The organism is Capnocytophaga sp. oral taxon 338 str. F0234 (assembly GCF_000192225.1).
GTDB lineage: Bacteria > Bacteroidota > Bacteroidia > Flavobacteriales > Flavobacteriaceae > Capnocytophaga.
In genome coordinates, this window is the sequence record NZ_GL872413.1 from 2,189,390 (window position 1) to 2,215,310 (window position 25,921).

Below are 25,921 nucleotides of genomic sequence, written 5' to 3' on the forward strand. Positions count from 1 at the left end.
AAATAATAAATAATTTTTCCTTTTTTATTTGTTTATACCACTTTTTTGATGTACTTTTGTCCTATGGAATTAAACAAAGAAGCCATCTCTAAAAGGCTTAATGAAGTATATATATATTTGCGTAAGCATACTGAATATGTGTCCCAGACCCTCTTAGCTCAGAAAATAGGAGAGTCTAGAAGTAATTTCTCTGCTGCCCTCAATGGCAATGAAAAATATATCACAGAGGGATTAATAAGAAAGTTAGTCAATACTTTCCCAGAGATAAGTAAGGATTGGCTCCTACAGGGAAAGGGAGAAATGCTCTCCCCTGATGAAGAATTAGAGGAAAATTACCTAAGAGACCAACGCAAGAAATATGGGCTCTCTCTTGCCGAAATAAGCGAATATACCAAGATTCCTCTGCAGAACCTGAAGGCTTACGAGTATGATGAGAAAAGAATCCCTGTGAAAGTTCAAGCTCTGTTAGAACGCTTCTTTGAACGTGTGGAATATGAATATGAAAATCGCAATGAGGATATTGACTCCCAAATCCCTGTACTACAAACCGAACAGATAACCTCCTCGGTGAAGGTGCCTTATTATGATGTGGATTTTGCAGGAGGATGGACTTCTATGGAGTTATTTTCACAAGTGAAACCTTCCTTTATCATAAGTTCTCCTGATTTTGCACGGGCTGAATTCGCTTGTAACCTCGTTGGAAATTCTATTTCCAGACGCATTAGGAGTGGGTCTATTATCGGACTTCGCAAAATAGAAGACTGGCAAGTGTACTTTCCCACCAGCGAACTCTATGCTGTAGTACTCAAAAATAACTTACGAACAGTCAAGATTGTTAAAAGAAGTAAAAAAGAAGGATTCTTGGAGCTTATCCCTGACCCTCTCCCTGAATATAATCATCCTCCTTATGAAATGGAGTTAGTTCCTATGGATTACGTGATTGAATTCTATCAAGTAGTTGCCTACGCTTTCTTTGAACGGCTTACTATGTAAGATATAACTCTATAAGATCATATTTATTTTTACTTTTATTTTTTCATCTAAATATTGTACCTTTGCGCCCTAAAAATATGTAGTAATGAAAAATTTAGAGCCAAAAACTGTAGCTTTCTCTCGCTCTGTCTCCACGGATTTAGTATTACCTAATGAGACCAACCATTATGGGAATATGTTTGGGGGAGAACTTTTAGCACGTATGGACAGGGTGGGGACTATTGCTGCTGTTCGTCATTCAGGAAATGTAGTGGTTACTGCTGCAGTGAATTCTGTTTCCTTTAATAAAACGATCCCACAAGGGAGCATGGTAACTGTGGAAGCTATGGTTTCCCGCGCCTTCACCTCCTCTATGGAAGTATATATAGATGTATGGGTAGAGGATCCTGAAAATGGGAATCGTGTAAAATCCAATGAGGCAATTTACACATTCGTAGCCCTCAATAAAGCAGGGCAACCCGTGGAAGTACCTCAAGTAATCCCAGAAACTTCTTTGGAAATAGAACGTTACCAAGGAGCCTTAAGACGTAAGCAACTGAGCCTTGTCCTTGCAGGACGACTTAAGCCCCATGATGCAAGTGAATTACAGGACTTTTTCCAAGACTTAGAGCATCAATAACCATAACGCTCTCCCCACAGCGACTTAAGGTAGCTGCGCAAAGCATTTTCCTTAGGATTATCACCTGGTTCATACAAACGTTTCCCTTGCAATTCTTCGGGCATAAAATCCTGAAAAACAAAGTTGTGAGGGTAATCATGTGCATACTGATAATCCTTTCCATAGGAAAGTTCTTTCATAAGAGTAGTAGGAGCATTACGCAAATGCAAAGGAACAGAAAGGTTCCCTTGTTGTTTTACCCACTGTTGAGCCATATTAATAGCCTTATAGGAAGCATTGCTCTTAGGTGAACTTGCCAGATAAATAGCACATTGGCTTAGGATGATGCGTGATTCAGGATAGCCTATAACAGTTACTGCCTGAAAGGTATTATTAGCCATTACCAATGCCATAGGATTAGCATTCCCTATGTCCTCACTGGCTAAGATAAGCATCCTGCGAGCAATAAACTTGACATCCTCTCCTCCTTCAATCATACGGGCTAACCAGTAAACAGCTGCATTGGGGTCACTCCCTCGTATGGACTTAATAAAGGCTGAAATAATATCATAATGCTGCTCCCCTACTTTATCATAAAGGACTGTATTCTGTTGTACAATCTGTAATACTTTTTCATTGGTAATAAGGATTTCCTCTCCTTCTGAAAAGGTATTAACAATAAGTTCAAAGGTATTGAGGAGCTTACGACCATCTCCGTCCGAAAGGCGCAAAAGAGCTTCGGTCTCCTTAAGATTTATTTTTCTGTTTTTCAGCTGAATATCCTCTAAGATCGCACGATGAAGCAAGGCAAGCAAATCCTCTTTGGTAAATGGATGAAGGGTATATACCTGACAGCGTGAAAGAAGTGCTGGAATCACTTCAAAACTTGGATTTTCTGTAGTGGCTCCTATCAATGTTACCCAACCGCGCTCTACTGCTTCTAAGAGAGAATCCTGTTGAGTCTTATTAAACCGATGTATTTCATCTATGAAGATAATTGGATTCTTAGGAGTGAAAAGCCCTTGCTCTCGCTTGGATTTTTCAATAATATCCCTTACCTCCTTAATGCCACTGCTGATAGCACTTAAGGAGAAAAAAGTTCGCTGCCCCTCCTTTGCTATGATGTATGCCAAGGTGGTCTTTCCTGTTCCAGGAGGTCCCCAGAAGATAAGTGAAGGAGTAATGCCCTTTTCTATTTGCATACGCAAAGCCCCTCCCTCTCCCACAAGGTGAGATTGACTAATATAATCGGAAAGCCGTACAGGACGCATACGTTCAGCAAGAGGTCGTGAATCTATCATTGAACTAAATAGTGAAAATTTTAAAACTCAAAACTTTTATGAAACTGTATAAAAAAGAACTCACCACCCCCTTGGGAAACCTTATTGCCTTAGCCTCACAAGGGGAATTATTCCTCTTGGATTTTAGTGATAGTAAGGGGCTAACAGCCGAGATTAAGCAGGTGATCAATTCCTCTAAAGGTTTATTGGTACAGGGAGAGAGCAATCTTTTCCCTCTTTTGGAGGAAGAGTTATCTTTATACTTTCAGGGAGACCTACAGCAGTTTTCCATCCCTCTGCATTTGATAGGAACAGATTTTCAAAAAAGAGTATGGCAAGAACTTCTAAAAATCCCTTATGGCAATTACATTTCTTATCAAGAGCAAGCTCAAAGAATGGGGCAGCCTAAAGCCGTCAGAGCAGTAGCAGGTGCCAATGGTCATAATAAAATTGTCATTTTGATTCCTTGTCACAGGGTAGTGGGGAGCAATGGAACTCTTACAGGTTACTCCAGTGGACTATGGCGCAAACAGAAACTCCTAGAAATAGAACATATCTCTTGTGATGAAAAATACAGACTTTGTCAAAAAGAAATATTGACAAAGCCTGCTTCCCCTATATATTAAGTATATTCTCTATCTTCTCAAGCAGAGGAGGAAAAGTAACAAATCCATCTTCTTCCTTAAAATGACCTCCATGAGGAAAACGTATCAGTACACTCTCCAAGTGTCGGGCAAGGGTATCTATATGCTCATAAGGAACATTCTTGTCATCCAAGGCAGCAAACACATAAGAATTCTTCAAGGGAACTATAGAAGGTTGTGCTCGGTACAAATCAATAAAAGGATTCAGTTGAGGTAATCGCTGCATAGGTTCATCAAATCCAGAAACAAGGATAGTGGCATAAGCGTGCGCTCCTGTATTGGCTAAGAATGTAAGTGTAGCTACACAGCCCAAACTGTGTCCTATAAGGATTGTTTGCTCATCCATTTGGATTTCTTTCTTTAGAAACTCAAGCCATTGCTGTGCATCAGGGTTTGTAGCACAAGGCATTGCCAAGCACTTACAGGGAACATTCTTCTTAGCCAATACCTCTGTAAGCCAGCCAAACCAATGCTTATTAGGGGCTGAGTTCAATCCATGTATAATATATACTTTCATAATCAAACTTATTTTTCATCACCCATTTCCGCTTCTAAGGCTGCATTCTGTGCACGATATATTCCACCTTCAAGCTTGCTGCGTATAGCAGAAAAAGCCTCCAAAGTACACTCTATATCTTCCATAGTATGAGAAGCTGTAGGGATAATACGTAAGAGGATCATTCCTTTAGGAATTACTGGATATACCACAATAGAAAGGAAAATGCCATAATTTTCACGTAAATCATTCACCATTGCCATAGCCTCTGGAATACTTCCTTCCAAGAATACAGGAGTTACACAAGTATTGGTATCTCCTATATTAAAACCTCTTGATCTGAGTCCATTCTGCAAAGCATGCACATTATCCCAAAGCTTTTGCTTAAGTTCAGGCATAGTTTGTAACATTTCCAAGCGCTTAAGTCCTCCTTTTACATAAATCATAGGAAGAGACTTAGCAAACATTTGAGAACGTAAGTTATACTTAAGGTACTCTATAATTTCCTTATCGCCTGCTACAAAAGCACCAATACCTGCCATGGATTTAGCAAAAGTAGAGAAATATAGGTCTATCTGATCCTGTACCCCCTGTTCTTCTCCTGTTCCTGCCCCTGTCTTCCCAAGTGTACCAAACCCATGAGCATCATCCACTAAGAGGCGAAAACCATATTTCTCCTTATAAGAAAGGATTTCCTTCAGTTTCCCTTGCTGACCACGCATTCCAAATACGCCCTCAGTGATAACCAAAATCCCACCTCCTGTAGTTTCAGCTAGGCGCTTAGCACGTATAATATTCTTCTCAAAGCTCTCTATATCATTATGTTGATAAGTAAATCTTTTTCCAAAATGCAAGCGTACCCCATCTATAATGCAGGCATGTGAATCCACATCATATACAATAATATCATTCTTAGTAACCAAAGCATCAATGATAGAAACCATTCCTTGGTAACCAAAATTAAGCAAATAAGAAGCTTCCTTTTGAACAAATTTTGCCAAGCGGCCCTCTAACTCCTCATGCAGGGTAGTATGACCACTCATCATACGAGCTCCCATAGGATAAGCAGCTCCATAGTCAGCTGCAGTCTGAGCATCTACCTTGCGCACCTCAGGATGGTTCGCCAGTCCTAAGTAGTCATTAAGGCTCCAGTTCAGGATTTCTTTCCCCTGAAACTTCATGTGAGGCCCTAACTCCCCTTCTAATTTTGGGAATACATAGTACCCTTCGGCATGTGATGCCCATCTCCCGATGTTTCCTTTGTTAGTCCTTATGTGTTCAAATAAATCTTTCATAATGTTCCTTTTTTAAAAACGATGCAAATGTACAAAATAAATATCAATTATCAAGGCTTATTTCCCTATCATTCATTATTGAATTGTGTAGACGATCTTTGAGTATTGAGCCACTCGAAAAGCTCCCAAAGGATTCTTATTAGGATCTGTTGTATTTACAACATTCCCTCTTACCCGATTAGGAATAGTAAAGAGCCCCGCATTATCCGCTGAGTTATTGGAAAGAACGCGGATAAAATCCTTATACCTTTTAGAAACCCTAAAAAGGGTAATTTCCACCGTGTCCCCCTTCTTGAATTTTTCATCTCCTTTGGAGATTCTACTGACAATTTGGGTAAAAAAGTGCCCATCTGCAAAATAGCGCCCATCAAAGCCATATAAGCGAATTACCCCATCGGAGGAGGCTTTTATACGCAATACAAAGTTATTTTCTTCCAATGGATTGGCATCAAAGCGCAAGTGTAATATAATCTCATCATGGGTAAAACCTCCATCATTCGTTTGCGTTATATTACTATTGGAGAGCTGTGGGACTTCTCTTATTATATCAGAGGATTCATATTGTTTCCCTTCATAAAGGATGGAAAGGGTATACTTCCTTCCCAATACAGGAGAAAAATTACGATTCTGATAGACTCCTTGCTCCCTTTCCGGAAAGGAAAAGGTATTTCCTTGGTCATCTGAGACAGAAACTCTCGCCCCTGTTGCTCCTTCTGGAGTTTGATTACTATAATAAGGTGAGGTGTAGGAGAGATTAATTGTTTGTATCTTACCCTCAGTTCCTTTTTCCCAATCAATATTGGCATCCACAACCAACTCTTTTTCTTGAGTATCCAAGTCCAATTCTATTACTTTCTCACAGGAAGAAAAAATAAAAAGAAAAGGCAATATTTTAGAGGTAAAAATAAGTTTTTTCATATCAAAAAGTAAAATTATATGTGATACTTGGAACAATACCAAAGAGGGAGAGCTTAACGGCTTCGCTCTGGTGTGTATCCCTGTTATTTGTGAAATAGATAGAGGCTGCATTATAGCGATTATAGAGGTTATACACCCCAAATACCCATTCTGATTTCCATTTCCTTTCAGGGTGAGGCGTATAAGAAAGGGATACATCTAACCGATGATATGCAGGCAAACGATAAGCATTACGCGTACTATAGTTAGAGATATAGACACCAAAATATTTGTATTTCCCTACAGGAAAATTTCCAGGAATACCCGATTGTAAGGTGAATACAGCGCTGGCATTCCATTTCTTATTGAAGGTATAAGTCCCTGTTAAGGATAAGTTATGAGGCTTATCATAAGCGGTAGCATACCATTGACCATTATTGATTCCTGTTTCCTGTGCCTTCCTTCCTGGGGTCTGTTGTTCAGATCTTGAATAAGTATAGGAGAGCCAACCGGTAAGCTTACCTGTATTCTTCCTTAAGAGTAATTCCCAACCATAAGCACGAGTATGACCTGCAAGTACCTCTCGTTCAATGGATTCATTAGCGACAAGATTCGCTCCATCTATATAATCCAACCGGTTTTTGACCGTCTTGTAAAAGACTTCTGTCTCTAAGCTATAGACTCCCTTCTTGAAGTTGGTGGCATAACCTAAGGCAAATTGGTCAGAATACTGAGGTTTTAGGAAAGAATCACTTGGCGCCCATACATCCAAAGGGGTAGGTGAAGAAGTGTTGGATATCAGGTGTATATACTGTGCCATACGTGCATAACTGGCTTTTATAGAACGATTGTCATCAAAGGCATAAGCCATACTTATGCGGGGTTCAAGGTGGGTAAATACATCTATAATCTCACCCCTCTTATAAGTCCTTTTTCCTATAGGAGTCGCTCGTTCATATATACGTTGTTGTGCATTGAAGATAACAGCTTCATCATTAATGTACTTATCCACCGTACGTTTCCCTAAATGATAAAAAGAACTCCACCTAAGTCCATAGGAGAAGGTCATATTATGACTGAGTTTGTGTTCCACATCTCCATAAATACCCATTTCTAAGGCATACTTATGAGCAAGCGCATTATAGCGAATGGTAGAATCCCCTATAGGAGTAATCTTTCCTGGATTGAAGTCATAATAAGTCCCTTGAACACCATAACTAAACTTCATTCTATCCGATAGATAATGCTTAAAGTCATACAAAAGGTTAAAGTTCCTTATCCATGAGTCCCATTGGAATCCTGAAATATCCACATTGAGCCCATAATAGTAATCACTATATATCAAGGAAAGATTAGAAAAGAGTTGGTCAGAGAAAAGATGATTCCACCTAAGATTCACCAACGCATTCCCATAATTATTCTTGATTACCTGATCCAAATCAAAAACATCCCTCCCAAAATATCCAGAAAGGTATAGGCTATTCTGTTCATCAATCTTATAATTGAGTTTAGTATTAAGGTCATAGAAATAAGCAGAATTATTATTATCGGTAAGTTTCAAGAATAGATGTGCATAGGAAGCTCGCCCTCCTACAAGGAAAGAGGCTCGTTCTTTTACAATAGGTCCTTCAGCAAGTAAGCGAGAGGAGAGTACTCCTATTCCTCCTGTAGTATGGAATTGGGTATTATTACCATCTTTCTGATATACATCCAACACGGACGAGATGCGACCACCATAACGGGCAGGTATTCCTCCTTTGTAGAGCTTCATATCACGAATCGCATCTGCATTATAAATACTTAAAAAGCCAAAGAGATGCGAAGCATTAAAAATGGTCGCCTGATCCAGCATAACAAGGTTCTGGTCTGCAGCACCTCCTCGTACATTGAATCCTGAAGAGGCTTCTCCCGCATTACTTACCCCAGGAAGTTGTTGAAGGGATTTGATAATATCTACCTCCCCTACCAGTACAGGAAGCCTCTTAATAGTTTGTATAGGAATGCTTGCTACACTCATCTGAGGAGAGCGAATTTCTGTTTTAGCGGTGGTCGGTGCAGAAATCTCTATTCCTTCCAATGAGATATCCTCCTGTGAAAGCTTATAGTTTCGGCGTTGGTTGGCTTTTAAGGAAATGGTCTCCTCTATAGTCCTAAAGCCTAAGTATTCTATAGAAAGCGTATAATTACCCTTTGGAAGCGTAAGCGAATAAAATCCATAAGCATTCGTGGTTGTTCCCATTTGGGTGCCCTTTATGATAAGATTTACACCCAATAGCTTCTCCCCGCTACTGGCATCGGTAATAGTGCCACTCAGTGTATATTTTCCTTGTCCCAATAAAGAAGAAAAGTTTAAGATACACAAAAAAAATAAAAGGCGACTTGACATTAGTAAATATTATTAGTGTGAGACTGCAAAGATAAACAAAACTTAATAAACAAAAGAAGTTTCTATATTTTTTCGTCTGCTATTTTTAAGGAAGATTCTATTTCTATAATCTCTCTTTTTAAGTTATTCCTAAAAGGAATACGAATGCTCCAAAAAGAAAAGTAAAAAGGACTTACCACCACAGCAGACAAAATAAATTTAACATAAAAAACATGCAAGGAGAGTACCTTCATAGCCCAAATGAACTTAAAAGAATACAAGATAGTAAGAGTATAGAGTTACCCTGTAATGGCAAGAAAAAACACTGACAGAGCGTAAGAATATTAGCGGGAAGTCTGATAAGAACCTAAGTTAAAGTTCTGCTCTATGAGGCGCTCGCCATTCTCATTGGTGATAAGCAAGTCTTTAATACGTATTAAGTGCTTATACTTAACCGTTCCTGCTACAGTATCAACAATCTTTCGAGTGGCTATACTCACTGTACCTCCTTGTGCCTGTACCTCAGAGAGCACCTTAGGAGATACCGATGGAGGAGATGTACAGAAATAAGTATTATTAGGAGCATTATCAAAAGTACGATATAATAAGGTATAACCATTTCCTATGTTACCTGAAATAGAATCTACTTTATTGGAAAGTGTTCCATTAGGAAATTTCAAGATGAGAGCTTCTTTTCCTTGAGTTTTATATACAAAAGTCGTGGTAGTATCCCCTGTACAGGAATAAAGTTCTGTTCCTTGAAAGGTAATACGCTCTACCGTATAGTTACCATCATTACATGCCATGAGTAAGGATATGCACAGCCCTAAGAATAATAAATATGATTTCATACCAAAAAAATATGGGGCAAAAATACAAATAATAATGATTATTTCCTCTATGAATCATGATTATTTTTGAAAATTAATTCGTACATTTGCGCATAAAATTTTCATAGAATGAACTTAGACAAAAAAGTCTATTTTGATAATGCTGCTACCACTCCTATGCGTGCTGAAGTAAAGCAAGCAATGTGTGACGCTCTTTCTTTTTTTGGAAATCCTTCTTCTACCCATAACTTTGGACGTTCTTCAAAGGCTCTTATAGAGAAGGCTCGTAAGAATATCGCTAAGGAATTAGGAGTTACTGCCCCTGAAATTATTTTCACTTCCTGTGGGACAGAAGCCATTAATATGATCCTCAAAGGAGCGGTACGTGATCTGGGTATTACCCAGATTATCACCTCCCCGACGGAGCACCATGCTGTACTGAATACTGTCCAATCTATTGAAAACGAATACGGTATTCGTGTTTCTTTAGTAAGGCTCAATAGCAAAGGAACACCTGATATAGAACACCTAAATAGGCTCCTCTCTGAATTTCTCCCCGATGAGAAGGTCTTGGTATCCCTTATGCTGGTAAATAATGAAATAGGAAATATACTTCCAGTGACAAAAGTATGTGAAATATGCCAGAAATATAAGGCTTATTTCCATTGTGATGCAGTACAGGCAGTTGGACATTACCCTATTGACTTATCCTCTCTCCCTATTGATTTCATTTCAGCCTCTGCTCATAAGTTTTATGGACCCAAGGGAGTAGGATTTGCTTTCATACGTAAGGGACTGCCTATCAAGTCTTTCCTCTTTGGTGGAGAACAAGAGCGAGGTAAGCGAGCAGGGACAGAGTGCATTCATAACATCGTAGGCATGGAAGAGGCTTTTTTGCTTGCTTACCAACATTTGGACAAGGAACGTACTTATATAGAAGGACTTAAAAAGTATTTTATAGAAAAAATCCGACAGGAAATACCTTCAATCCGGCTCAATGGGCAGAGTGATAACCTTCAAGAAAGTGCCTATACAATCGTTAATCTTACCCTTCCAGTGGATGAAAAGAAGGCAGATGTATTACTCATTTTTTTGGATATGCGAGGCATTGCCTGTAGTAGGGGCAGTGCTTGCCAAAGTGGTAGTCCACAGGGTTCTCATGTACTCAGGGCAATACTCCCTGAAAAAGAATGGAATCATGCTCATATCCGCTTTTCCTTTTCTATCTTTAATACTATAGAAGAGATTGATTATACCATAGAAGTCCTTAAGGAATTTCTAAATAGTTAAGAATAAAATAATTTTTTTACTCACAACTAAATATACTGATTTTTTATCTTTTTACTCAAGTAGGACATGAATCTCAATAACTTATTCCGTATTGCATGGCGGGCTATTCTACTGAACAAAACCCGCACCTTACTTACTATGTTAGGTATTATCATTGGAGTAGGCTCTGTAATTACAATGCTTGCCATAGGAGAAGGCTCAAAAAAAAGCATCAAAGAAAGCATCTCCAAAATGGGGACTAATATGCTAAATATCCGACCTGGAGCAGGTAGGTTTGGAGGAGTGCGCATGAGCATGAGTGAGATGCAATCCTTGAAAATGACGGATTACTTAGCTCTAAAGAATGAGGCAAAACTCCTCAAGTATATAACCCCTGTTGTTAGCGGAAACGGACAATCTATTGCTGGTGCCAATAACTGGCCTACCTCCATCTATGGAGTGAATCCAGAATACTTATCCATACGTGAATGGAGTGTGGCGGAAGGAGCTATGTTTGGTCAAGATGAAATAGATAACCTTTCCAAAGTAGCCATAATAGGAAAAACTATCCAGAAAAACCTCTTTCCCGACGGAGATTCCCCCATCGGTCAGACCATTCGTTTTAAGAATATCCCCTTCAAAATCATTGGTATTTTAACGCCTAAGGGAGAAAGTAACTTCGGACAAGATCAAGATGATATTATTATAGCACCTTATACTACAGTACAAAAGCGAGTATTGGCACAAACTTACTTGCAATCCATTGTGGCTTCTGTAATTAATGAATCTGAATCCGAAAATGCAGTCAATGAAGTCAAGACAATCCTCGAACGTACCCATAATATTGCCGCTGACCAAGAAAATGATTTCAACGTATTCTCTCAACAAGAGTTAATTTCTACCTTTTCCTCTACCTCTGAAATGCTTACAGTGCTATTGGTAGCTATCGCAAGTATCTCCCTAATTGTGGGAGGAATAGGCATTATGAATATTATGTATGTATCCGTAAAGGAACGTACCAAGGAAATAGGCTTGCGCATGGCAATAGGAGCCAAAGGAAAAGATATTTTGGCGCAGTTTTTGATAGAGTCTGTACTGATTAGTATTACAGGAGGGGTCGTAGGGGTATTCATAGGATTACTAGCTACTTATATAGTGAATACTTTTATAGGCTGGCCTGTAAGTATTACTTTTTATTCTATTGTGATTTCGTTCTTGGTATGTACTATTACAGGAATATTCTTCGGGTGGTATCCTGCTCGTAAGGCTGCCGATTTAGAGCCAATTACAGCCCTTAGATATGAATAATAATGACTCATGACAAAAGACTTAAGTATTGATTAACTATTGATAATTAACCATAAAAAACGTGGATTTAGATACTTATAAAAAAATATTTTCAGAAGAAGATGCCGTAGGTTGGGATGTCATTGATGAGGTTGTGGATGCCCTTTACCCCAATCAGGAACCCACACACTACGCCCCCGACTTTCCTGCATCGCTGGGAGGTGATTCTTACTTGGACGGGATAAGTGTCTATCAGAGTGATAAGCAAGAACCTCATTTCCATTTTGTTACTTATGGATTTTCCAATTTGTATTATGATGAGAAATCTGCAGGAGGCGACTATAGTGGCTTTGGCTTTGAACTTACCTTCCGCCTAAAGAAAACAGGCGATAAGAATGTAACTTGGGCAATAAATTTCTTACAAAATATAGCCAAGTATGTCTTTACTTCTGGAAATTACTTTGAGCCTTATCATGTATTCCCTGCCAATAGTCCTATACGCTTAGACTATAATACAGAGCTCATAGCAGTAGCTTTTGTCCTTGACCCTGAATTAGGGGAAATAGAAACTCCTCATGGTACTGTACAATTCCTACAAGCGGTAGGTATTACCTCGAAGGAATTCCAAATGCTTAAGAAGGATTTTTCCATAGGAAAAGTAGAAGAGCTTATGGGACACCTCAGAAAAGACAACCCGTTGCTCATCACTGATTTGGATAGGAAGTAATCAGGAGTGATCAACAACTAATGAACTATATTAAAAAACAATTAATAATTAAAAGAAGTGGATTTAGCTACTTATTACAAACAACACCCCGAAGAACGATATGAAAATATCCGTCGTATGGGTGAAATCCTTAGCCAAGTGGAGCAGACACTCTCCAAAGCAGAAGCACTCCTAGAGGAATGGAAAGCGCTTCAGCCAGACTTTGACTCCTTAGTCTCTTATTATGATAGTGAACTATGGCGAAATGATTATTTTGATAGCAATGCAGGAAAAATTCCTGAAGATGTCCCCCAATGGGTACTTACTCAGGATGCTATCTTTGATGCTATTGGCGACCAATTCCACATAGCTGATGCTTATCAAGAACTTTTACAAACCATAGAAAAGAAAAAATGGAAATCTTAAACCAAAATATAATGAAATTTAAATTATTTGTACTTATGCTAGGAATGACTCTTATGCAATCCTGTGGCAATCAACTCTCTAAAACTTCTGAAGAAGTTTTAAATGGACATTGGGAAGCTACCCAGATCAAGGGAAATGCAATTTCTGATAAGGTAACCCCTCCAACCCTTGATATTGATATAGAAGATCATAAAATATCTGGCAATGACTCTTGTAATGGTTATATGGGAGCTATCCAGAAAATTACTGATAAGGATTTTCTATTGGGAGGAGTAGCGGGAACACTCATGTATTGTGAACACATAGAAGTTGCTGATGCCTTTAATCAAGCTTTAAAGGAAGTAGCTACCTATAAAGTAGAGGAAGGAGAACTCCATTTGTTCTCTCAACAAGGAGAAAAACTCCTATCCTTCAAAAAGAATGACAAACAATAGGAGCAAGAAAATCATAATCCCATACCCTTTGACTAACATTAACGATTATGAAATTTCTATTTTTTTCGGCTTTTATAGTCCTCTCCTTGCCTATTATGGCACAGGAGAAGCCTATTTTTACCCAAGCTAAAATAAAACAAGCTACTGTATATTTTACAGGAGTAGACCTCACCCATACGGCTTCGGCAAATATTCCTAAGGGAACTAGTGAATTGGTAATTAAAAACGTTGCCAATTCTCTCTCGGAAGAAACTATACGCGTGATGGCTCCCTCCAATGTAACAGTACTCTCAGCACAATTCACTTCCCGCTATCTGGATGAATATGAGCATGAAAAAAACACTCCTGCTCTAAAGCGTGTACAGGATAGCCTTGCTCTATTGGAAAAACAACTTAAAAAGCTGAATAACCAACGTTATACAGAGGAAAAAACCATCCGACTCTTGGATGATAATGATGCACTCAAAGGAAAACAAGATGGTGTCTCTATTGCTGATATTCCTAAAGTAACTGACTATTATACCACCAAACGTATAGAATTACTCAATAGTATAGATGTTATCAAGGAAAAAGAAGAGCAACTTACCAAGGCAATTACTAAGCTCAATGCTAAGCTGGATATTAATACCTCCAAGCAAGAGAAACTTTCTAATGGAAAAATTATCCTTCAGTTAATGTCCCCTGTAGCTCAAAAAGCAGATTTCCAAGTAAGCTATATCTCCAACCGTGCCACTTGGCATCCGTTCTATGAACTCCGTGCTGAAAAACTCTCAGCTCCTATTCATCTCCTTTACAAAGGACAAATATCTCAGAGAACAGGAATAGACTGGAAAGGAGTGAAACTCACCCTCTCCAGTGGAAACCCAAACAAGAGTAACCAATTCCCTATTCTCCAATCATGGTACTTATACTTTGGAAGAGCTAATAAGGATGATAACATGGCAAGTAATAGAGCTCCTTTAGCAAAAGTGAGATCAGACGTTGCTGAAGTAACAAGCTTGGAAAGAGCCGATGTGGAAAAAATGGATTTGGCAGAATCCTCCGTTTCTGAATATGTAGAGATTGCTGAAAATCAACTGAATGTATCCTTTGATATAGATACGCCCTATGATATTCCTTCCAATGGCAAGGCGCATAGTGTCTCCTTACAGGAATTTGACTTAAAGGCAAACTATAAGTACTATACTGCTCCTCGCGTGGATAAGGAAGTGTATTTAGTAGCTGCCATAGAGGATTATTCCAAGTATAATCTCTTAGTAGGAGAAGCAAACATCGTATTTGAAGGCTTATATGTAGGGAAAACCTATATAGATCCTAACCAAACTTATCAGACACTCAATGTAACCATGGGGAACGATAGGAAAATTAGTGTAAAACGTGAGAAAATCACGGATAAGTCCCAAACAAAATTTATCTCAGGTAATAGAGAGCAGATATTCACTTATGATATTATATTACGCAATAATAAGAAAGAGAAAGCAGAACTTGTTCTCAAAGACCAATATCCTATTTCCACTGATAAATCAATAGAAGTGGAACTCTTAGAAAGTTCCAAAGCTTCTGTTGATGAGAAAACACATATCCTCACTTGGGAGGTATCTCTTAAGCCAAATGAGACAAAAACTTTTCGCCTAAGCTATAAAGTGAAATACCCCAAGGACAGATTTATTGGAAATCTTTAATTCTAAGTAAAAGAAAAAATAAGGAATCTATTTAATATGGATTCCTTATTTTTTCCTCTTTAAGACATCTATAGAGCCTTTGATTAGGGTTTCCTTGTATCAAGGATAGCTTCTTCAATTCATCTTACTGAATACCTGCATGATTTACTTAATTATTATAGTCACTTCCCTATAGTTTCTTATCCAGGAAGTAGTAGCAAGAAACCTCTCTAAAATTCTCTATTTTATACAGATAACAACCTAACAATCTCTTCTTACCAGAACTTCAGAAAGAGAATCACAAAGGCACTTAAGAAGGTAGCCAAAAGAACCCCCTTTGCTCTTAAGTCATGCCCTAAGCGAATAAAAGCAAAAAAAGCCACAAGGTTCAGAATAGCCCCTAAACCAATAATAGCTCCCAGAGTTTTTTCTTCTAAGGCAAAAGTAAAAGTAGTTTCTATATCAACAGGAGAAAAAATCAACCACCAAAGAAATATACCTAAAACATTAGCTATAAGCCCCACTAAAAAACCAATACCGGTCTCTTTGTATTTATATTTTCTCATTGAAATTCCATGAATTAAGGTGTTCTACAGTAGGATAATGAGTAAGATCAGCATGTACAGGAACTACAGATATATAACCGTGATTTAGTGCCCAAATATCGGTATCAGTACCTTCATCTTCATTAATGAACTTACCTGTAAGCCAATAGTAATCACGCCCATACGGATTGGTACGATGGTCAAATTCTTCTTCCCAGTGAGCTCGTGCCTGCCTACATACCCTTATTCCTTTAATATCCTTCTTAAGAAGTTTGGGAATATTAACATTCAGGACTACCCCTTGTGGAAGTCGCTTGCTAAGTACATTCAGGGCAATATCCTTTACAAAACTCGTACATTGGGAAAAATCTGCATCCCAATTTACATCCAACAAAGAAAAACCTATAGCAGGAATCCCATCAATCCCTGCTTCCACAGCGGCACTCATAGTACCTGAATAAATGACATTAATAGAAGAATTGGCACCGTGATTAATACCACTTACACACAGGTCAGGCTTGCGGTTAAGTATCTCATGCTTGGCAATTTTCACACAATCCACAGGAGTTCCACTGCAACGATATTCCACTTGTGCACCACTATCTGTATGTACACGCTCACAAAACAAGGAAGAAGTGGTAGTAATAGCATGTCCCATACCACTCTGTGGAGCATCAGGAGCCACCACCACTACCTCTCCTCCTAAATCATTCATCACCTGTATAAGTGTACGGATACCAGGAGCGGTGATACCATCGTCATTGGTGATAAGTATTAAGGGCTTTTGCATATATTTTTCTAAAAACAGTGGTGCAAAAATACAAAATAATGATTAATGCCCAATGATTAATGATTATTTTTTTCTTTTCTTTCTTAAATTCAAAAAACAAAAGTCGTCTATTATAATCAAATAAAAATAGTTTATAAAAAAATTAACATTAGTAAGATAAAGTCGGATTGCTATTCATCCTTGAAAATGAAAAAATTAAGGTTAAGGTATTCTGATATTTATTCGTACGCTAAGTGTGATTAACTGTAATTCGGATGACTAATTCTTCTATAACTCATTGAATCTTTATAATAACTAATACTCCCTCGCTCAATAGAGTGAAGGAGTTTTTAGTGCCAATGTATTATAGAGTTTGCTAAAATTTAGTCATTAACCATTGCTCATTAATCATTCTGTTGGTTCCAGTCTATTTTTCTGGAAGCATACATCACAGTTGCCAAAATAACAAAGAGCCCTATACTCCCTACCAATAAAGCATAATTTTCCATCTGGATAATCACATAAATAAACCCATATAAGGCAGCTAAAGAAATACAGATAAAAGTGGGGAATTTCTTATTCTTTAGAATAGCCACCGAATACAAGCTAATAAGCCCTATCGTCATCACTGAAGAAATAAAATAAGCCAAACTAAAACTGCTGTGCTCTGTAATGGAGATAAGCAAAGTATAGAAAAGCACCAGCGCCAAACCTATCATAGTATATTGAAAGATATGAATTTTTATTTTACTAATACTCTGTATCAAAAAGAATATCAAGAAGGTAAGTCCTATCACTAAGAAGCCATACTTTACTGCTCGCTCATTCTGTTGATACTCATCTACAGGAATGATAAAGTTCACATCAAAGGTATAATCCCCTATATTAGGTAAACCTTCAAAGGATTGTTGCGAAAAGGGACGATTCAGATGCAATACTCGCCATGAAGCGGTAAAGCCCTCAGGCGTAATCTGCTTATCATAAGGAAGAAAATCTCCCGTAAAACTCGGATTTGCCCAATTAGAGGAAATAGTACTTTCGGTCGTCTTCCCTATAGGAACAATCGCTATTCTCTTACTCCCATCATATTCAATAGTAAGACTGAAAGAGGAATCAGAGAGGACTTCTTTCAGATTAATAAAACCCGTTTCCAAGGAAGCCATCTCATTGGCTTGATAGCCATCTTTTTCATCATAAATATAATCCTGCTCTACCTTCTGTTCATATACAGGCTCAAAAGGATAATCCTTTCCCGCAAGATGTATAAAAACCCCATTCTTAATGCTAGAAAGATTGGTGGTACGAATGATAATGGTAGCTTTTTCCCACTCTATATCATCCTCCAAGATTCCCTTAGGAGAAAAATCAGGAGTTACATACTTACCTGTAAAAGCCATCGTAGAGGTAAATACCACTGACTCATAATTATTACGCTTTTTCACCTCTGTTTTTACCTCAGAGGTGTTCTTAAGTACCTCAGGAAAGAAATAAGCATACTTCCTACTGAAAGATGTTCTTTTTGCAGAATGGTATTCCTTATAGGGTACCTTCAGCACAGGACCATAGAAAAAAACAAAGCCTCCCCATTTGCTATCTATTTCTCGGATCACTTCACGTTGTCGGTATTTCCGTTCGGAAACTAATTCCTTAACAAAGAACAAAGGAATAAGCAAAAGTAATGTCAGTACACCTATCAGCAACATCCGAAAGGTATTGGATTGCAACAGCGTTGCAAAGGTTGATTTCTGTGTTGTCATTATTATAAAAATTTAAGAATTACAGAGTTATAGGGTTTTAGTTGTTTAGGTTTTTTAGTAAGATTTGTCATTAGTTTCTTACTATTTATTTCAAAAAGTGCTTTGCGTTTCAAAGTATTTATACAAAAAAGAAGTCTTTTATTTTTCTTTTTTGTCTTCGGTTTGATTTCTAATAATTTTTTCAAGAGCATCCAGATGAGCTTGAAAAGCTTCTCTTCCTTTTTGGGTAGCTTTATATCGAGTATTCGTTTTCCTACCTACGAACATTTTTTCTACAACAATATATTCCTCATTCTCAAGAGCACGGGTATGACTTGCCAAGTTACCATCGGTAACTCCAAGCAACTCCTTGAGAGTGTTAAAATCAGCACTCTCATTGACCATCAGTACTGACATGATTGCCAAGCGAATACGATGATCAAAAGCCTTATTGATATGTGCTAAAAGAGACTTCAATTTATGGGGTCTTAACTAATTCCTTTTTGGTTTGATATAGAAATTTTTATCACTTAAGATATTGGTAATCATGTATTTTCCTTGACCGTTTTTCTTTAATTGAAGATCTACACAAGTCTTCTTTTTATCTTCGCTAAATAGAACGAAGCACACTTTATAGATATTGCCTTCTATGTGAGTGATTTTTAAGCTATTGTTGAGTGTTTTTGCCTCATAGTCCTGTCCTTGTATAAAAGGATCATACCCTGGTGAATTGTCTTCACCTGGTGGGGAGGGAGGGAATACTTTGTGGTACAATTCTTTAGAGAGATATTTTTTAAAAAGAGGCTCTTTGTCATCTAAGACCTCATCATATATTACTTTGTAAAACTCTTTTAAAGTAACGATAGCCTTTTGCGTATCATTATCTTTATTTTGAGCTTTTAACATAGTTATTCCCATAAGGAATAATAGTGTTATGATAAAAAATTTTGTCTTCATGGTATATTGTATTATCCGTCTAACCCCATATGAGTGATTTCTTTCTCTTCAAATTCTATTATTAGCAAGTGGTCAGTGTAAATATCTGCTGCTTCTACATTGGTAAAGATACCTTTTTCCCCTACTTCTACTCTCATACGATATACTTCTAGGGTGTCATACCAATTATCGTCGGCTTTAGGAAAAATATCACAGTCTTCAAATTCATTGTTAAAGCTATTGATAATAACTTCTTTAGCGGTAGCGAACCATTCTAAGTATTCTTTTATTTTCGGAAAACATTCTTCAAAGGTAATTTTGGCATAGATAAATAACTCAAATCTGTTACCTTCTAACTCTTTATTGAAAACGAGTATTTTTTCACGCTGCATCTTATACTGATGTCCGAAAGTTGTTTCTTCTTTTAGAGAAAAATCCTCTTTCTCAAAAGGTTTTTGCTCTCGTTTGACTCTCAATTTGCGAATATCCTTGATACAAAAAATATTTTTATGCGTTTTGGCTTTATCTTCCAAAACTAATAGTTTGCTTTTCTCTTTATAATTGGTTGGGTCAGCAATGCGAAAGAAAGTCTCATAAGCCGATAGATGGTATCCTAATAAAGTGTAAGTATCAGTAAGGATATGCTCCTCTTCTTTGGTGCGTTCCTCTTTGGCTTGCAAGTCGTACAATAAGTCATAAAGAGCTATCGCTCCTTCATGATAGTCCGCTGCTTTACGAAAAGCATTAGAAGCATCAATATAGCGCTTTAAAACTTCTGTCATTACTTTATTTCTTTCTATTACGTTCGTATTTGAAGTGCATAATACCTCCATAAAGGATATGACATACTCCGAATCCCAAGACCCAAAATAGCAATCCATAGCCTGAAAATTGTACAGCTAACAAGCCCAATACAATTTCGGTAATACCAAGATAATGTACATCACCAAAGGTGTATTTACTCACATTCACACACGCCAATCCGTAGAAAATAAGCGTCATAGGGGAAAGTAACCCATAGTGACCATTCTTAATGAGTAGGACACAGAGTATCCCTCCGGTAAGCAAGGGAAGAGCAAAGTTATATAAGGCACGCTTGGAGGTAATATTGATAAGTTTATCACCATTACACTTCGCCTTATAAACTGAAAACAAATAAGCAGTAACTACGGAAGCTAAAAGAACTGCTAAAGCAATCCCCATAAGAAGCTTGAAGGTATAACTCTCAATAGTTACATAGGCTTGATGCTGATAGTGGTCTTCCAAGATATCAAAAGCTAAACCTGCACCAATGAGTGCATACACCCCTGCCAGAACTCCTGAGAGTCCACTAAGAGATAGAAATAGAGATGATCTACGCATCATCTGCCGTATTTCCTTTAGATCATCTAAGTATTTATGCTTCTCCATAAGAAAGTACTTTGAAGTGCAAAGTAACGAAATATTATTGAAACTACCAAATGTTTACAATTTTTTTTAATAAGAAAAGGCTACCCTTTTCGGACAGCCTCTTTTCTTTAGTGACCTCGACAGGATTCAAACCTGTAACCTTCTGAGCCGTAATCGGAAAGGATAATTTTTTACTTCCTGTAACTTCTTTAAAATCAATAACTTTTAAACGAACAATTATAGGGAAATAGCACCATCCCCTACTTTCTACCTTGTCGGTAATAAACGATGAAATGGTTTGATTTATAGTGTTTTACAAGGATTTTCCTTATAGCTTTCCTTGCCTTTTGAGTAGCTTTTAGCTTTTAGTCATAGGTTTTTCAGAAAAAGCTATTTATCGTTATAGTGCCCCAATAATCGGAAAACAACAATCGTTTTTGCTTCTTCAAAGACTTCATAAGTAACCCTATCCTTTTTTGATAGCTCTCTACTCCAAACCTGTTCATTGGGATAGTGTTTTAATCTTTCAGGAGAAGCAAAACCATTACTATCCATTGGAGTTAGAGATATTTCAGTAAATATTCTTTCTAATCTCTTTTTAGTAGCGGGGGTGGCAGTTTTTTTTATTTTCTTTAACTGCTCTATTGCTTCTTCTGTAAGTTCAATGTTATAGACGGGAATAATAGGTAGCGGCTCTTCTTCTAAATGTTCTCCCATAGGTTAAGTGGATTTATTTTAGTAGTTCTACCTTCTTTGTAATCCTTTCGCCCTTTCTCTACCACTTCTTTAAGGGTTTCAACACTTCTTATCTTCACTTTCTTAGCCTTTATTTTTTTTAGAAATTCTTCTACTATAGGGAGATTTATTTCTTGTATCTCTGCTTGTAATAATAATGTTTGCATGACATAACTGTTTTTATATTTATTTTTATTCTTTATCTTAATCCACTTTTCACCCTCTTGAAAAGTAGAAAAGACGGGAACGGACTCTTTATATAGAGGCTCCAAGTATTTTATTTTCTCATTCATAAATCACCAATGTATTCAACAACCTCTCTTTGTAGTTGTATATTTCGTCTAACTCGTCTATAAAAACCTTTTCAGAACTTCCCTTGCCATTATCAAAAAACTCTATATATTTCTTGTTTCCGTTAAAATGTAAGCGACAAATAGGCTTACGATTGTTATCATCTAACAATATGCCAAAGTACGAAATGGTATCACGGTAGGCAATACGTGAAGCGGGTACTTTCTCTCTTACAATTGCTTTAACTATCTGAAAGCCCTCTAATTCTTCATCAGTAGTAATAATCCTATTTTCATCTTCCTCTTCTACCATCTCAGGAGTTGCAGGCTCTTCTTTGGGGTGAGAAGCCTTACCTTCGTTAATGTCAAGGGCTGTTTTCAATCGGGCATTGACAGTGTCATTAAAATAGGAAGTCATTGCACGTTTGAGGTATCCGTGGAAAGTTTCCAAACGATTAGCTGTGATTTGTTTTTCAAAAAATCGACGTGCCAACAATTTTATAAGGTCATCGGAAGGCTCTTGCATTTCTCTTTCAAATTCATTCCTGAAAGCTCGTACATATTTGAGAGCTTCGGCACTTTCTAAGATGTTATCAAGGCTAAATGTAGCTTTAGAGAACTTTACAAGTTCTTTTATAGTGCTATCTTTGAGATTTGCCAAATTAACAGTTAGGAAAGGATTGTTATCCATCACATTTGGCTTTTCAAGGTCTGTATAGAAATTGTATATAATTCCGTTAGTTATGATAGCAAAGCGGGTATCTGTTACGTGATAGTAACGGTGGAGTTGTGAGGTGTAAGCGTCAACATTCTCTTTCCAATGCTTGCATTCTACAATAAGAATTACTTGGTCGTCCTTCTTGATTACGTAATCAACCTTTTCGCCTTTTTTAGTCCCAATATCGGCAATAAATTCAGGAATAACTTCCGTAGGATTAAACACATCATAGCCTAATATCTGCAAAAAAGGCATAATAAATGCGTTTTTGGTTGCTTCTTCTGTGCTGATTTGGTCTTTGAGAGTTTCAACACGACTATAAAGCTGGTCTAACTTAGCTTTAAGCTCTTTTTCTATCTCTTCCATAGTATTTATAACATTTACTTAAAACCTAATTTTTGAATTTACAATTTTTTCAACAGTAAATATTTGTAATATATTTTCAAAATCGACAAATTGATCGGGGTATAAAGGATTGAATGAATGACAAGTGATTTGCTGTTTTTTTTGGTCTATTTTAGTGATTTGCTTAATGATGTAACCGCTTCGTGTGGTAATCACAAATAACTTATTATGCATGGGTAAAGTATCCAATGTGTCTGTATATAAACGTATAAGAACTTCATCATTATCAGAGATGGAACGCTTGGTGCCGTCATCCATACTATCGCCATTGATACGTACGACGAGGTAATTCCCATCTTTGTACTCACGAGGTACAAGCCTTTTGTGAGTATCGGGGAGGCTTTCAAGGAGAGAGGCGGAGAAATCACCTCCGAGCATACCCGCTGATACAGAAAGGTCAACATATTCTACCATCATATATTTTAACTCAGGGACAGGAGATACTTCCTCAGTGCCGTTTTTTGATTTGATTTTGCTTATAGTGTGATTGATGTCCTTTCCATTGATAAGGTCATTATCAGAGAGGAACATAGCCCCTTTGTTAGCAGTAAGCCATTCCTTATTTATGTCTGGAAAGGTTATGACTATTTCCTCAATGAGTTCATGTGTTACAATGGTCTCTCCTTGTGATAGGAGCGCTTCATATTGCTTGAAATCCTGCTTCTGGTCATTGGTAATTCTACTTCTTAGGGATATAAAGAGCTTTTTTAGCTTTTTGAGGATGCTTTTTTGTTGGACGAGAGTTAGGGGTGGGGTTTTTAGCATGGAACCGTTGCCCGTGAGAAGCCAATCCTTGCTGATTTCAGGAAAAGCAGTGACAATTTTATCTGCTAATCCCTCTGTTAAATACTTATCTTCCCCTCTTGCAGCAGAAGATAAATTGTTTCTTGAAAAATCTATTTTCCCTGCAATAGCTGTTTGTGTTTTATACTCTGTTTTATACTGAATATAGTTAAGGGCTTCTTTTAGTCTATTGACATCAATTTTTTTTATACTACTTTTTGTCGTATCTAAATTATTTTTCATACCTTTGTGCTTTAAAAATTTTGCTGTTATGAATAATAGACATTATGAACTAAGAAAATGGTTGATCCTTAATTTTAGTTTAGATCAAGCTGAAATTATATATAAACTTATAAAGGACTTTAGCAAAGATGATATTGAGCTTTATAAAACTGTTTGTAATGGTTGTCATATTGATACCCTTGAAAGAATGGATTTTGTAAAAGGAAAAACCTCTGAATATACTAAAAATGCATTAAAAATAATGGATCTTTTAGAAAAAGCGGACAGATGTAGAGACATTATAGCTGAAGAATTTCTAAAATATGTAATAACCAATCCAAAGCTCTTTACTTAATCCTTGCCTCTATTAGGTATTTGCTTATTTGTTTAAATCTATCCACATCTAACCCCTTTATCAATTCAGGGGTTTTTATGCTATAGTATATACTTAGCAAGAGTCCTTTTTCAAATTCAGTAAAAACGATGTCGTTTTTACTAAGTACTTCCTCCATAGCTTTTATAACAGAGTTACATGCTGATATTTGATTGCAAGCTACTCTATTCCAATGTTTGTAAAGCGAATTTTACATAAGGGAATGCGTTCTTGTTCATCTCATAATACACCATAGAAAGCTCGTGATTTATTATAAACAGACTATGAGTTCTAAGAAAATCAATTGTCTGTATAGTATTCTTTATTTCCTTTTGTTCCTCTTCTATTTTCTTCTCAAAACTCCTTACCCCTATAATAGCCCAAATCTGAAAGCCTACTAAAAAGGTAACAATTACTCCCATAGTTGTAGCCATAGCCCCGAAGCTATCCCATGTAAAAGGGCTTAGTCTTACCCAAAAAGACAGCCAAGTACCTACACTTATTACGATAGCCACCAGCCCTGACCAGTTCTTTTTAAAGAATTTCATTGTTTTATTATATTTACTTAGTTTAAGTAGTATTTAATCTCTCTAACTCTCATTTTTATAGGAATTGTATTTTTATATTCTACTACTTTTATCCAATTTCCTTTATTATCAAAAGTATATTTATATTCAAAAATGTCTCCATTAATTTCTTCTATCTTTGTTAATAATCCTTTTGAATAGATCTCCTTAGATACTTCATTGTCTTCGATTGATATATCTTCTATGATAGTAGTATCTTCAGAATATTTATATTTTTCTATATTGAAAGGGGTTTCGTCTTCTTTACAAGAGTATATTTCTTTTATCTTATCTCTATCATATATATATTTATAAACATTTACAAAAGCATCATGCTTACTATTGTTTTCATATTTATATCGCTCTGATATACACTTAATTTTCTTACCTAAACTATTATACTCACAATTACTTTCCTCTATAAAATAGTAATCATCTTCTCCATCTAAATCTTTTGAATATTTATATATTTCACTTCCATTATTATCAAATTTTACTATTTTCTCACTTTTTACATATCCTTTTTCTTCATCTTCATAATACCCCATGTTAATGATTCTTACAGAAGATAGAATATTATTATTATATTCATATACATAAGACTCTGATAGGTCTCCCTTATTATTAAATATCTTTATACTTTTTAGATTTTCATTTTCATATTCAAAAAGCGTTCTTTCCCACATCTCATTTTTTCTATACTTATCTATTTGTTTTACTTTTCTATTTTCATAGGTATATTTACTGTTCAATGGTATAGTTTCTTCTGTAAATATTATTTTTTCTTTAACTTCCAACAATCTATGATTATTACCATAGATATAATTAATTATCCAATAGGGAAGTTTAGAAATAGACATGTAATTTTCTTTTCGTGTATTTTTCCCGTTTATATCAAAATAATATTTGTATTTTATAGTCCTATAATCACTTAATATATTTCTGTTTAAATACAAAGATTTATTCCACTTCAATTTTTTATCATCAGGATAACTTTCTATTTCCTCCCCCTTAATTATAGAACCGTTTTTTTCAACTGCTACAAAAGAAAAGTCTGAAACAGATGATACTTTCCCTTTCAATCCTAATGATTTTAAACTAATAGTATCTGTCTCTATAGTTATTGTACTCTTATACTCTTGTGCTTTAATATTTAAAGTTAAAGCAAACAATACACTCAAATAGAAAAATTTTACCATTATAAATATTTAAAAACCAACTATTTAAAAACTTTAACACTATTTAATACGACATTTTTTCGTATAAATGTTTT

General features: G+C 36.6%; 30 protein-coding genes. 10 read left to right on the plus strand and 20 right to left on the minus strand.

Annotated elements, in window-relative coordinates:
* The first annotated feature begins 63 nt into the window (after positions 1–63).
* Positions 64–993 (plus strand): hypothetical protein, encoded by a 930-nt coding sequence (locus tag HMPREF9071_RS09905; protein ID WP_009746498.1) that lies wholly within the window; start codon positions 64–66, stop codon positions 991–993.
* 85 nt (positions 994–1,078) lie between these two features.
* Positions 1,079–1,612 (plus strand): acyl-CoA thioesterase, encoded by a 534-nt coding sequence (locus tag HMPREF9071_RS09910; RefSeq protein WP_009746499.1) that lies wholly within the window; start codon positions 1,079–1,081, stop codon positions 1,610–1,612.
* Here HMPREF9071_RS09910 and HMPREF9071_RS09915 read toward each other — a convergent pair.
* Positions 1,606–2,892, minus strand: a complete 1,287-nt coding sequence (locus tag HMPREF9071_RS09915; RefSeq protein ID WP_009746500.1) for a replication-associated recombination protein A — start codon at positions 2,890–2,892, stop codon at positions 1,606–1,608. The genes HMPREF9071_RS09910 and HMPREF9071_RS09915 overlap by 7 nt on opposite strands.
* Before the next feature lie 38 nt (positions 2,893–2,930).
* Here HMPREF9071_RS09915 and HMPREF9071_RS09920 point away from each other — a divergent pair, with 38 nt between their 5' ends.
* Positions 2,931–3,497 (plus strand): methylated-DNA--[protein]-cysteine S-methyltransferase, encoded by a 567-nt coding sequence (locus HMPREF9071_RS09920; RefSeq protein ID WP_050784935.1) that lies wholly within the window; start codon positions 2,931–2,933, stop codon positions 3,495–3,497.
* Here HMPREF9071_RS09920 and HMPREF9071_RS09925 read toward each other — a convergent pair.
* The 5 genes from HMPREF9071_RS09925 to HMPREF9071_RS09945 all read right to left on the minus strand — a co-directional run bounded on the left by HMPREF9071_RS09925 (position 3,487) and on the right by HMPREF9071_RS09945 (position 9,419).
* Complete coding sequence (locus HMPREF9071_RS09925; protein ID WP_009746502.1) at positions 3,487–4,032, minus strand: alpha/beta hydrolase; 546 nt, start codon at positions 4,030–4,032, stop codon at positions 3,487–3,489. The genes HMPREF9071_RS09920 and HMPREF9071_RS09925 overlap by 11 nt on opposite strands.
* Before the next feature lie 8 nt (positions 4,033–4,040).
* Positions 4,041–5,306, minus strand: a complete 1,266-nt coding sequence (locus HMPREF9071_RS09930) for an aminotransferase class I/II-fold pyridoxal phosphate-dependent enzyme (protein WP_009746503.1) — start codon at positions 5,304–5,306, stop codon at positions 4,041–4,043.
* Between the two features lie 75 nt (positions 5,307–5,381).
* Positions 5,382–6,224, minus strand: a complete 843-nt coding sequence (locus HMPREF9071_RS09935; protein ID WP_040358101.1) for a DUF4249 domain-containing protein — start codon at positions 6,222–6,224, stop codon at positions 5,382–5,384.
* Position 6,225: 1 nt separating this feature from the next.
* Positions 6,226–8,589, minus strand: coding sequence for a TonB-dependent receptor (locus HMPREF9071_RS09940; RefSeq protein ID WP_009746505.1), 2,364 nt, complete (start codon positions 8,587–8,589; stop codon positions 6,226–6,228).
* Positions 8,590–8,912: 323 nt separating this feature from the next.
* Positions 8,913–9,419, minus strand: coding sequence for a hypothetical protein (locus HMPREF9071_RS09945; protein WP_040358102.1), 507 nt, complete (start codon positions 9,417–9,419; stop codon positions 8,913–8,915).
* A 108-nt stretch (positions 9,420–9,527) separates the two neighbouring features.
* On the opposite strand from HMPREF9071_RS09945, the gene HMPREF9071_RS09950 reads away from it, so the two are divergent.
* The 6 genes from HMPREF9071_RS09950 to HMPREF9071_RS09975 all read left to right on the plus strand — a co-directional run bounded on the left by HMPREF9071_RS09950 (position 9,528) and on the right by HMPREF9071_RS09975 (position 15,202).
* The gene (locus HMPREF9071_RS09950; RefSeq protein ID WP_009746508.1) at positions 9,528–10,688 is read left to right on the plus strand and encodes a cysteine desulfurase family protein; all 1,161 of its coding nucleotides are present in this window, start codon (positions 9,528–9,530) and stop codon (positions 10,686–10,688) included.
* A gap of 66 nt (positions 10,689–10,754) precedes the next feature.
* Positions 10,755–11,975 carry an ABC transporter permease gene (locus tag HMPREF9071_RS09955; RefSeq protein ID WP_009746509.1) on the plus strand — a complete coding sequence of 407 codons (1,221 nt, stop codon included), beginning with the start codon at positions 10,755–10,757 and terminating at the stop codon, positions 11,973–11,975.
* A gap of 61 nt (positions 11,976–12,036) precedes the next feature.
* On the plus strand, positions 12,037–12,681 hold the full coding sequence (locus HMPREF9071_RS09960; RefSeq protein ID WP_009746510.1) for a suppressor of fused domain protein: 645 nt from the start codon (positions 12,037–12,039) through the stop codon (positions 12,679–12,681).
* A gap of 57 nt (positions 12,682–12,738) precedes the next feature.
* On the plus strand, positions 12,739–13,086 hold the full coding sequence (locus tag HMPREF9071_RS09965; RefSeq protein WP_009746511.1) for a DUF4298 domain-containing protein: 348 nt from the start codon (positions 12,739–12,741) through the stop codon (positions 13,084–13,086).
* Between the two features lie 11 nt (positions 13,087–13,097).
* Positions 13,098–13,520 carry an META domain-containing protein gene (locus HMPREF9071_RS09970; protein WP_162859678.1) on the plus strand — a complete coding sequence of 141 codons (423 nt, stop codon included), beginning with the start codon at positions 13,098–13,100 and terminating at the stop codon, positions 13,518–13,520.
* Positions 13,521–13,567: 47 nt separating this feature from the next.
* Positions 13,568–15,202, plus strand: coding sequence for a DUF4139 domain-containing protein (locus HMPREF9071_RS09975; RefSeq protein ID WP_009746513.1), 1,635 nt, complete (start codon positions 13,568–13,570; stop codon positions 15,200–15,202).
* A gap of 254 nt (positions 15,203–15,456) precedes the next feature.
* On the opposite strand, the gene HMPREF9071_RS09980 is transcribed toward HMPREF9071_RS09975, so the two are convergent.
* The 11 genes from HMPREF9071_RS09980 to HMPREF9071_RS12400 all read right to left on the minus strand — a co-directional run bounded on the left by HMPREF9071_RS09980 (position 15,457) and on the right by HMPREF9071_RS12400 (position 23,730).
* Complete coding sequence (locus HMPREF9071_RS09980; protein ID WP_009746514.1) at positions 15,457–15,747, minus strand: hypothetical protein; 291 nt, start codon at positions 15,745–15,747, stop codon at positions 15,457–15,459.
* Positions 15,734–16,516: a 5'/3'-nucleotidase SurE gene (surE, locus tag HMPREF9071_RS09985; RefSeq protein WP_009746515.1), complete on the minus strand. Its 783-nt coding sequence runs from the start codon at positions 16,514–16,516 to the stop codon at positions 15,734–15,736. The genes HMPREF9071_RS09980 and surE overlap by 14 nt, the downstream gene beginning before the upstream one ends.
* A gap of 383 nt (positions 16,517–16,899) precedes the next feature.
* Positions 16,900–18,252, minus strand: a complete 1,353-nt coding sequence (gene creD, locus HMPREF9071_RS09990; RefSeq protein WP_040358103.1) for a cell envelope integrity protein CreD — start codon at positions 18,250–18,252, stop codon at positions 16,900–16,902.
* Between the two features lie 138 nt (positions 18,253–18,390).
* Positions 18,391–18,708: a transcriptional regulator gene (locus tag HMPREF9071_RS10000; protein WP_009746518.1), complete on the minus strand. Its 318-nt coding sequence runs from the start codon at positions 18,706–18,708 to the stop codon at positions 18,391–18,393.
* A gap of 15 nt (positions 18,709–18,723) precedes the next feature.
* Positions 18,724–19,188: a DUF3828 domain-containing protein gene (locus tag HMPREF9071_RS10005; RefSeq protein WP_009746519.1), complete on the minus strand. Its 465-nt coding sequence runs from the start codon at positions 19,186–19,188 to the stop codon at positions 18,724–18,726.
* Between the two features lie 11 nt (positions 19,189–19,199).
* Positions 19,200–19,949 (minus strand): hypothetical protein, encoded by a 750-nt coding sequence (locus HMPREF9071_RS10010; RefSeq protein WP_009746520.1) that lies wholly within the window; start codon positions 19,947–19,949, stop codon positions 19,200–19,202.
* A gap of 4 nt (positions 19,950–19,953) precedes the next feature.
* Positions 19,954–20,577 (minus strand): hypothetical protein, encoded by a 624-nt coding sequence (locus tag HMPREF9071_RS10015; RefSeq protein ID WP_009746521.1) that lies wholly within the window; start codon positions 20,575–20,577, stop codon positions 19,954–19,956.
* Between the two features lie 369 nt (positions 20,578–20,946).
* Positions 20,947–21,273: a type II toxin-antitoxin system YoeB family toxin gene (locus HMPREF9071_RS10020; RefSeq protein WP_009746522.1), complete on the minus strand. Its 327-nt coding sequence runs from the start codon at positions 21,271–21,273 to the stop codon at positions 20,947–20,949.
* Positions 21,258–21,458 (minus strand): hypothetical protein, encoded by a 201-nt coding sequence (locus HMPREF9071_RS10025; protein ID WP_040358546.1) that lies wholly within the window; start codon positions 21,456–21,458, stop codon positions 21,258–21,260. The genes HMPREF9071_RS10020 and HMPREF9071_RS10025 overlap by 16 nt, the downstream gene beginning before the upstream one ends.
* 118 nt (positions 21,459–21,576) lie before the next feature.
* A complete protein-coding gene (locus HMPREF9071_RS10030; protein WP_009746524.1) occupies positions 21,577–22,665 on the minus strand; it encodes a type I restriction enzyme HsdR N-terminal domain-containing protein in 1,089 nt (362 codons plus the stop codon).
* 18 nt (positions 22,666–22,683) lie between these two features.
* Positions 22,684–23,730: a S24 family peptidase gene (locus HMPREF9071_RS12400; protein ID WP_009746525.1), complete on the minus strand. Its 1,047-nt coding sequence runs from the start codon at positions 23,728–23,730 to the stop codon at positions 22,684–22,686.
* 28 nt (positions 23,731–23,758) lie between these two features.
* Between HMPREF9071_RS12400 and HMPREF9071_RS10045 the strand changes: the two genes are divergently transcribed.
* Positions 23,759–24,064 (plus strand): hypothetical protein, encoded by a 306-nt coding sequence (locus HMPREF9071_RS10045; protein WP_009746526.1) that lies wholly within the window; start codon positions 23,759–23,761, stop codon positions 24,062–24,064.
* Here HMPREF9071_RS10045 and HMPREF9071_RS12265 read toward each other — a convergent pair.
* The 3 genes from HMPREF9071_RS12265 to HMPREF9071_RS10055 are packed head-to-tail and all read right to left on the minus strand — an operon-like array spanning position 24,057 to position 25,847.
* Entirely contained in the window at positions 24,057–24,221 is a 165-nt protein-coding gene (locus HMPREF9071_RS12265) for a hypothetical protein (protein ID WP_009746527.1), read from the minus strand. The genes HMPREF9071_RS10045 and HMPREF9071_RS12265 overlap by 8 nt on opposite strands.
* Before the next feature lie 46 nt (positions 24,222–24,267).
* Positions 24,268–24,630 (minus strand): hypothetical protein, encoded by a 363-nt coding sequence (locus HMPREF9071_RS10050; RefSeq protein WP_009746528.1) that lies wholly within the window; start codon positions 24,628–24,630, stop codon positions 24,268–24,270.
* Positions 24,631–24,647: 17 nt separating this feature from the next.
* Entirely contained in the window at positions 24,648–25,847 is a 1,200-nt protein-coding gene (locus HMPREF9071_RS10055) for a hypothetical protein (RefSeq protein ID WP_009746529.1), read from the minus strand.
* Positions 25,848–25,921: the final 74 nt, after the last annotated feature.

Coding starts and splice junctions, on each gene's coding strand:
- HMPREF9071_RS09905 (WP_009746498.1), top strand. CDS start 64: ATGGAATTAAACAAAGAAGCCATCTCTAAAAGGCTTAATGAAGTATAT.
- HMPREF9071_RS09910 (WP_009746499.1), top strand. CDS start 1,079: ATGAAAAATTTAGAGCCAAAAACTGTAGCTTTCTCTCGCTCTGTCTCC.
- HMPREF9071_RS09915 (WP_009746500.1), bottom strand. CDS start 2,892: ATGATAGATTCACGACCTCTTGCTGAACGTATGCGTCCTGTACGGCTT.
- HMPREF9071_RS09920 (WP_050784935.1), top strand. CDS start 2,931: ATGAAACTGTATAAAAAAGAACTCACCACCCCCTTGGGAAACCTTATT.
- HMPREF9071_RS09925 (WP_009746502.1), bottom strand. CDS start 4,032: ATGAAAGTATATATTATACATGGATTGAACTCAGCCCCTAATAAGCAT.
- HMPREF9071_RS09930 (WP_009746503.1), bottom strand. CDS start 5,306: ATGAAAGATTTATTTGAACACATAAGGACTAACAAAGGAAACATCGGG.
- HMPREF9071_RS09935 (WP_040358101.1), bottom strand. CDS start 6,224: ATGAAAAAACTTATTTTTACCTCTAAAATATTGCCTTTTCTTTTTATT.
- HMPREF9071_RS09940 (WP_009746505.1), bottom strand. CDS start 8,589: ATGTCAAGTCGCCTTTTATTTTTTTTGTGTATCTTAAACTTTTCTTCT.
- HMPREF9071_RS09945 (WP_040358102.1), bottom strand. CDS start 9,419: ATGAAATCATATTTATTATTCTTAGGGCTGTGCATATCCTTACTCATG.
- HMPREF9071_RS09950 (WP_009746508.1), top strand. CDS start 9,528: ATGAACTTAGACAAAAAAGTCTATTTTGATAATGCTGCTACCACTCCT.
- HMPREF9071_RS09955 (WP_009746509.1), top strand. CDS start 10,755: ATGAATCTCAATAACTTATTCCGTATTGCATGGCGGGCTATTCTACTG.
- HMPREF9071_RS09970 (WP_162859678.1), top strand. CDS start 13,098: ATGAAATTTAAATTATTTGTACTTATGCTAGGAATGACTCTTATGCAA.
- HMPREF9071_RS09975 (WP_009746513.1), top strand. CDS start 13,568: ATGAAATTTCTATTTTTTTCGGCTTTTATAGTCCTCTCCTTGCCTATT.
- HMPREF9071_RS09980 (WP_009746514.1), bottom strand. CDS start 15,747: ATGAGAAAATATAAATACAAAGAGACCGGTATTGGTTTTTTAGTGGGG.
- surE (WP_009746515.1), bottom strand. CDS start 16,516: ATGCAAAAGCCCTTAATACTTATCACCAATGACGATGGTATCACCGCT.
- creD (WP_040358103.1), bottom strand. CDS start 18,252: ATGACAACACAGAAATCAACCTTTGCAACGCTGTTGCAATCCAATACC.
- HMPREF9071_RS10005 (WP_009746519.1), bottom strand. CDS start 19,188: ATGAAGACAAAATTTTTTATCATAACACTATTATTCCTTATGGGAATA.
- HMPREF9071_RS10010 (WP_009746520.1), bottom strand. CDS start 19,949: ATGACAGAAGTTTTAAAGCGCTATATTGATGCTTCTAATGCTTTTCGT.
- HMPREF9071_RS10015 (WP_009746521.1), bottom strand. CDS start 20,577: ATGGAGAAGCATAAATACTTAGATGATCTAAAGGAAATACGGCAGATG.
- HMPREF9071_RS10020 (WP_009746522.1), bottom strand. CDS start 21,273: ATGGGAGAACATTTAGAAGAAGAGCCGCTACCTATTATTCCCGTCTAT.
- HMPREF9071_RS10025 (WP_040358546.1), bottom strand. CDS start 21,458: ATGCAAACATTATTATTACAAGCAGAGATACAAGAAATAAATCTCCCT.
- HMPREF9071_RS10030 (WP_009746524.1), bottom strand. CDS start 22,665: ATGGAAGAGATAGAAAAAGAGCTTAAAGCTAAGTTAGACCAGCTTTAT.
- HMPREF9071_RS12400 (WP_009746525.1), bottom strand. CDS start 23,730: ATGAAAAATAATTTAGATACGACAAAAAGTAGTATAAAAAAAATTGAT.
- HMPREF9071_RS10045 (WP_009746526.1), top strand. CDS start 23,759: ATGAATAATAGACATTATGAACTAAGAAAATGGTTGATCCTTAATTTT.
- HMPREF9071_RS12265 (WP_009746527.1), bottom strand. CDS start 24,221: ATGGAGGAAGTACTTAGTAAAAACGACATCGTTTTTACTGAATTTGAA.
- HMPREF9071_RS10050 (WP_009746528.1), bottom strand. CDS start 24,630: ATGAAATTCTTTAAAAAGAACTGGTCAGGGCTGGTGGCTATCGTAATA.
- HMPREF9071_RS10055 (WP_009746529.1), bottom strand. CDS start 25,847: ATGGTAAAATTTTTCTATTTGAGTGTATTGTTTGCTTTAACTTTAAAT.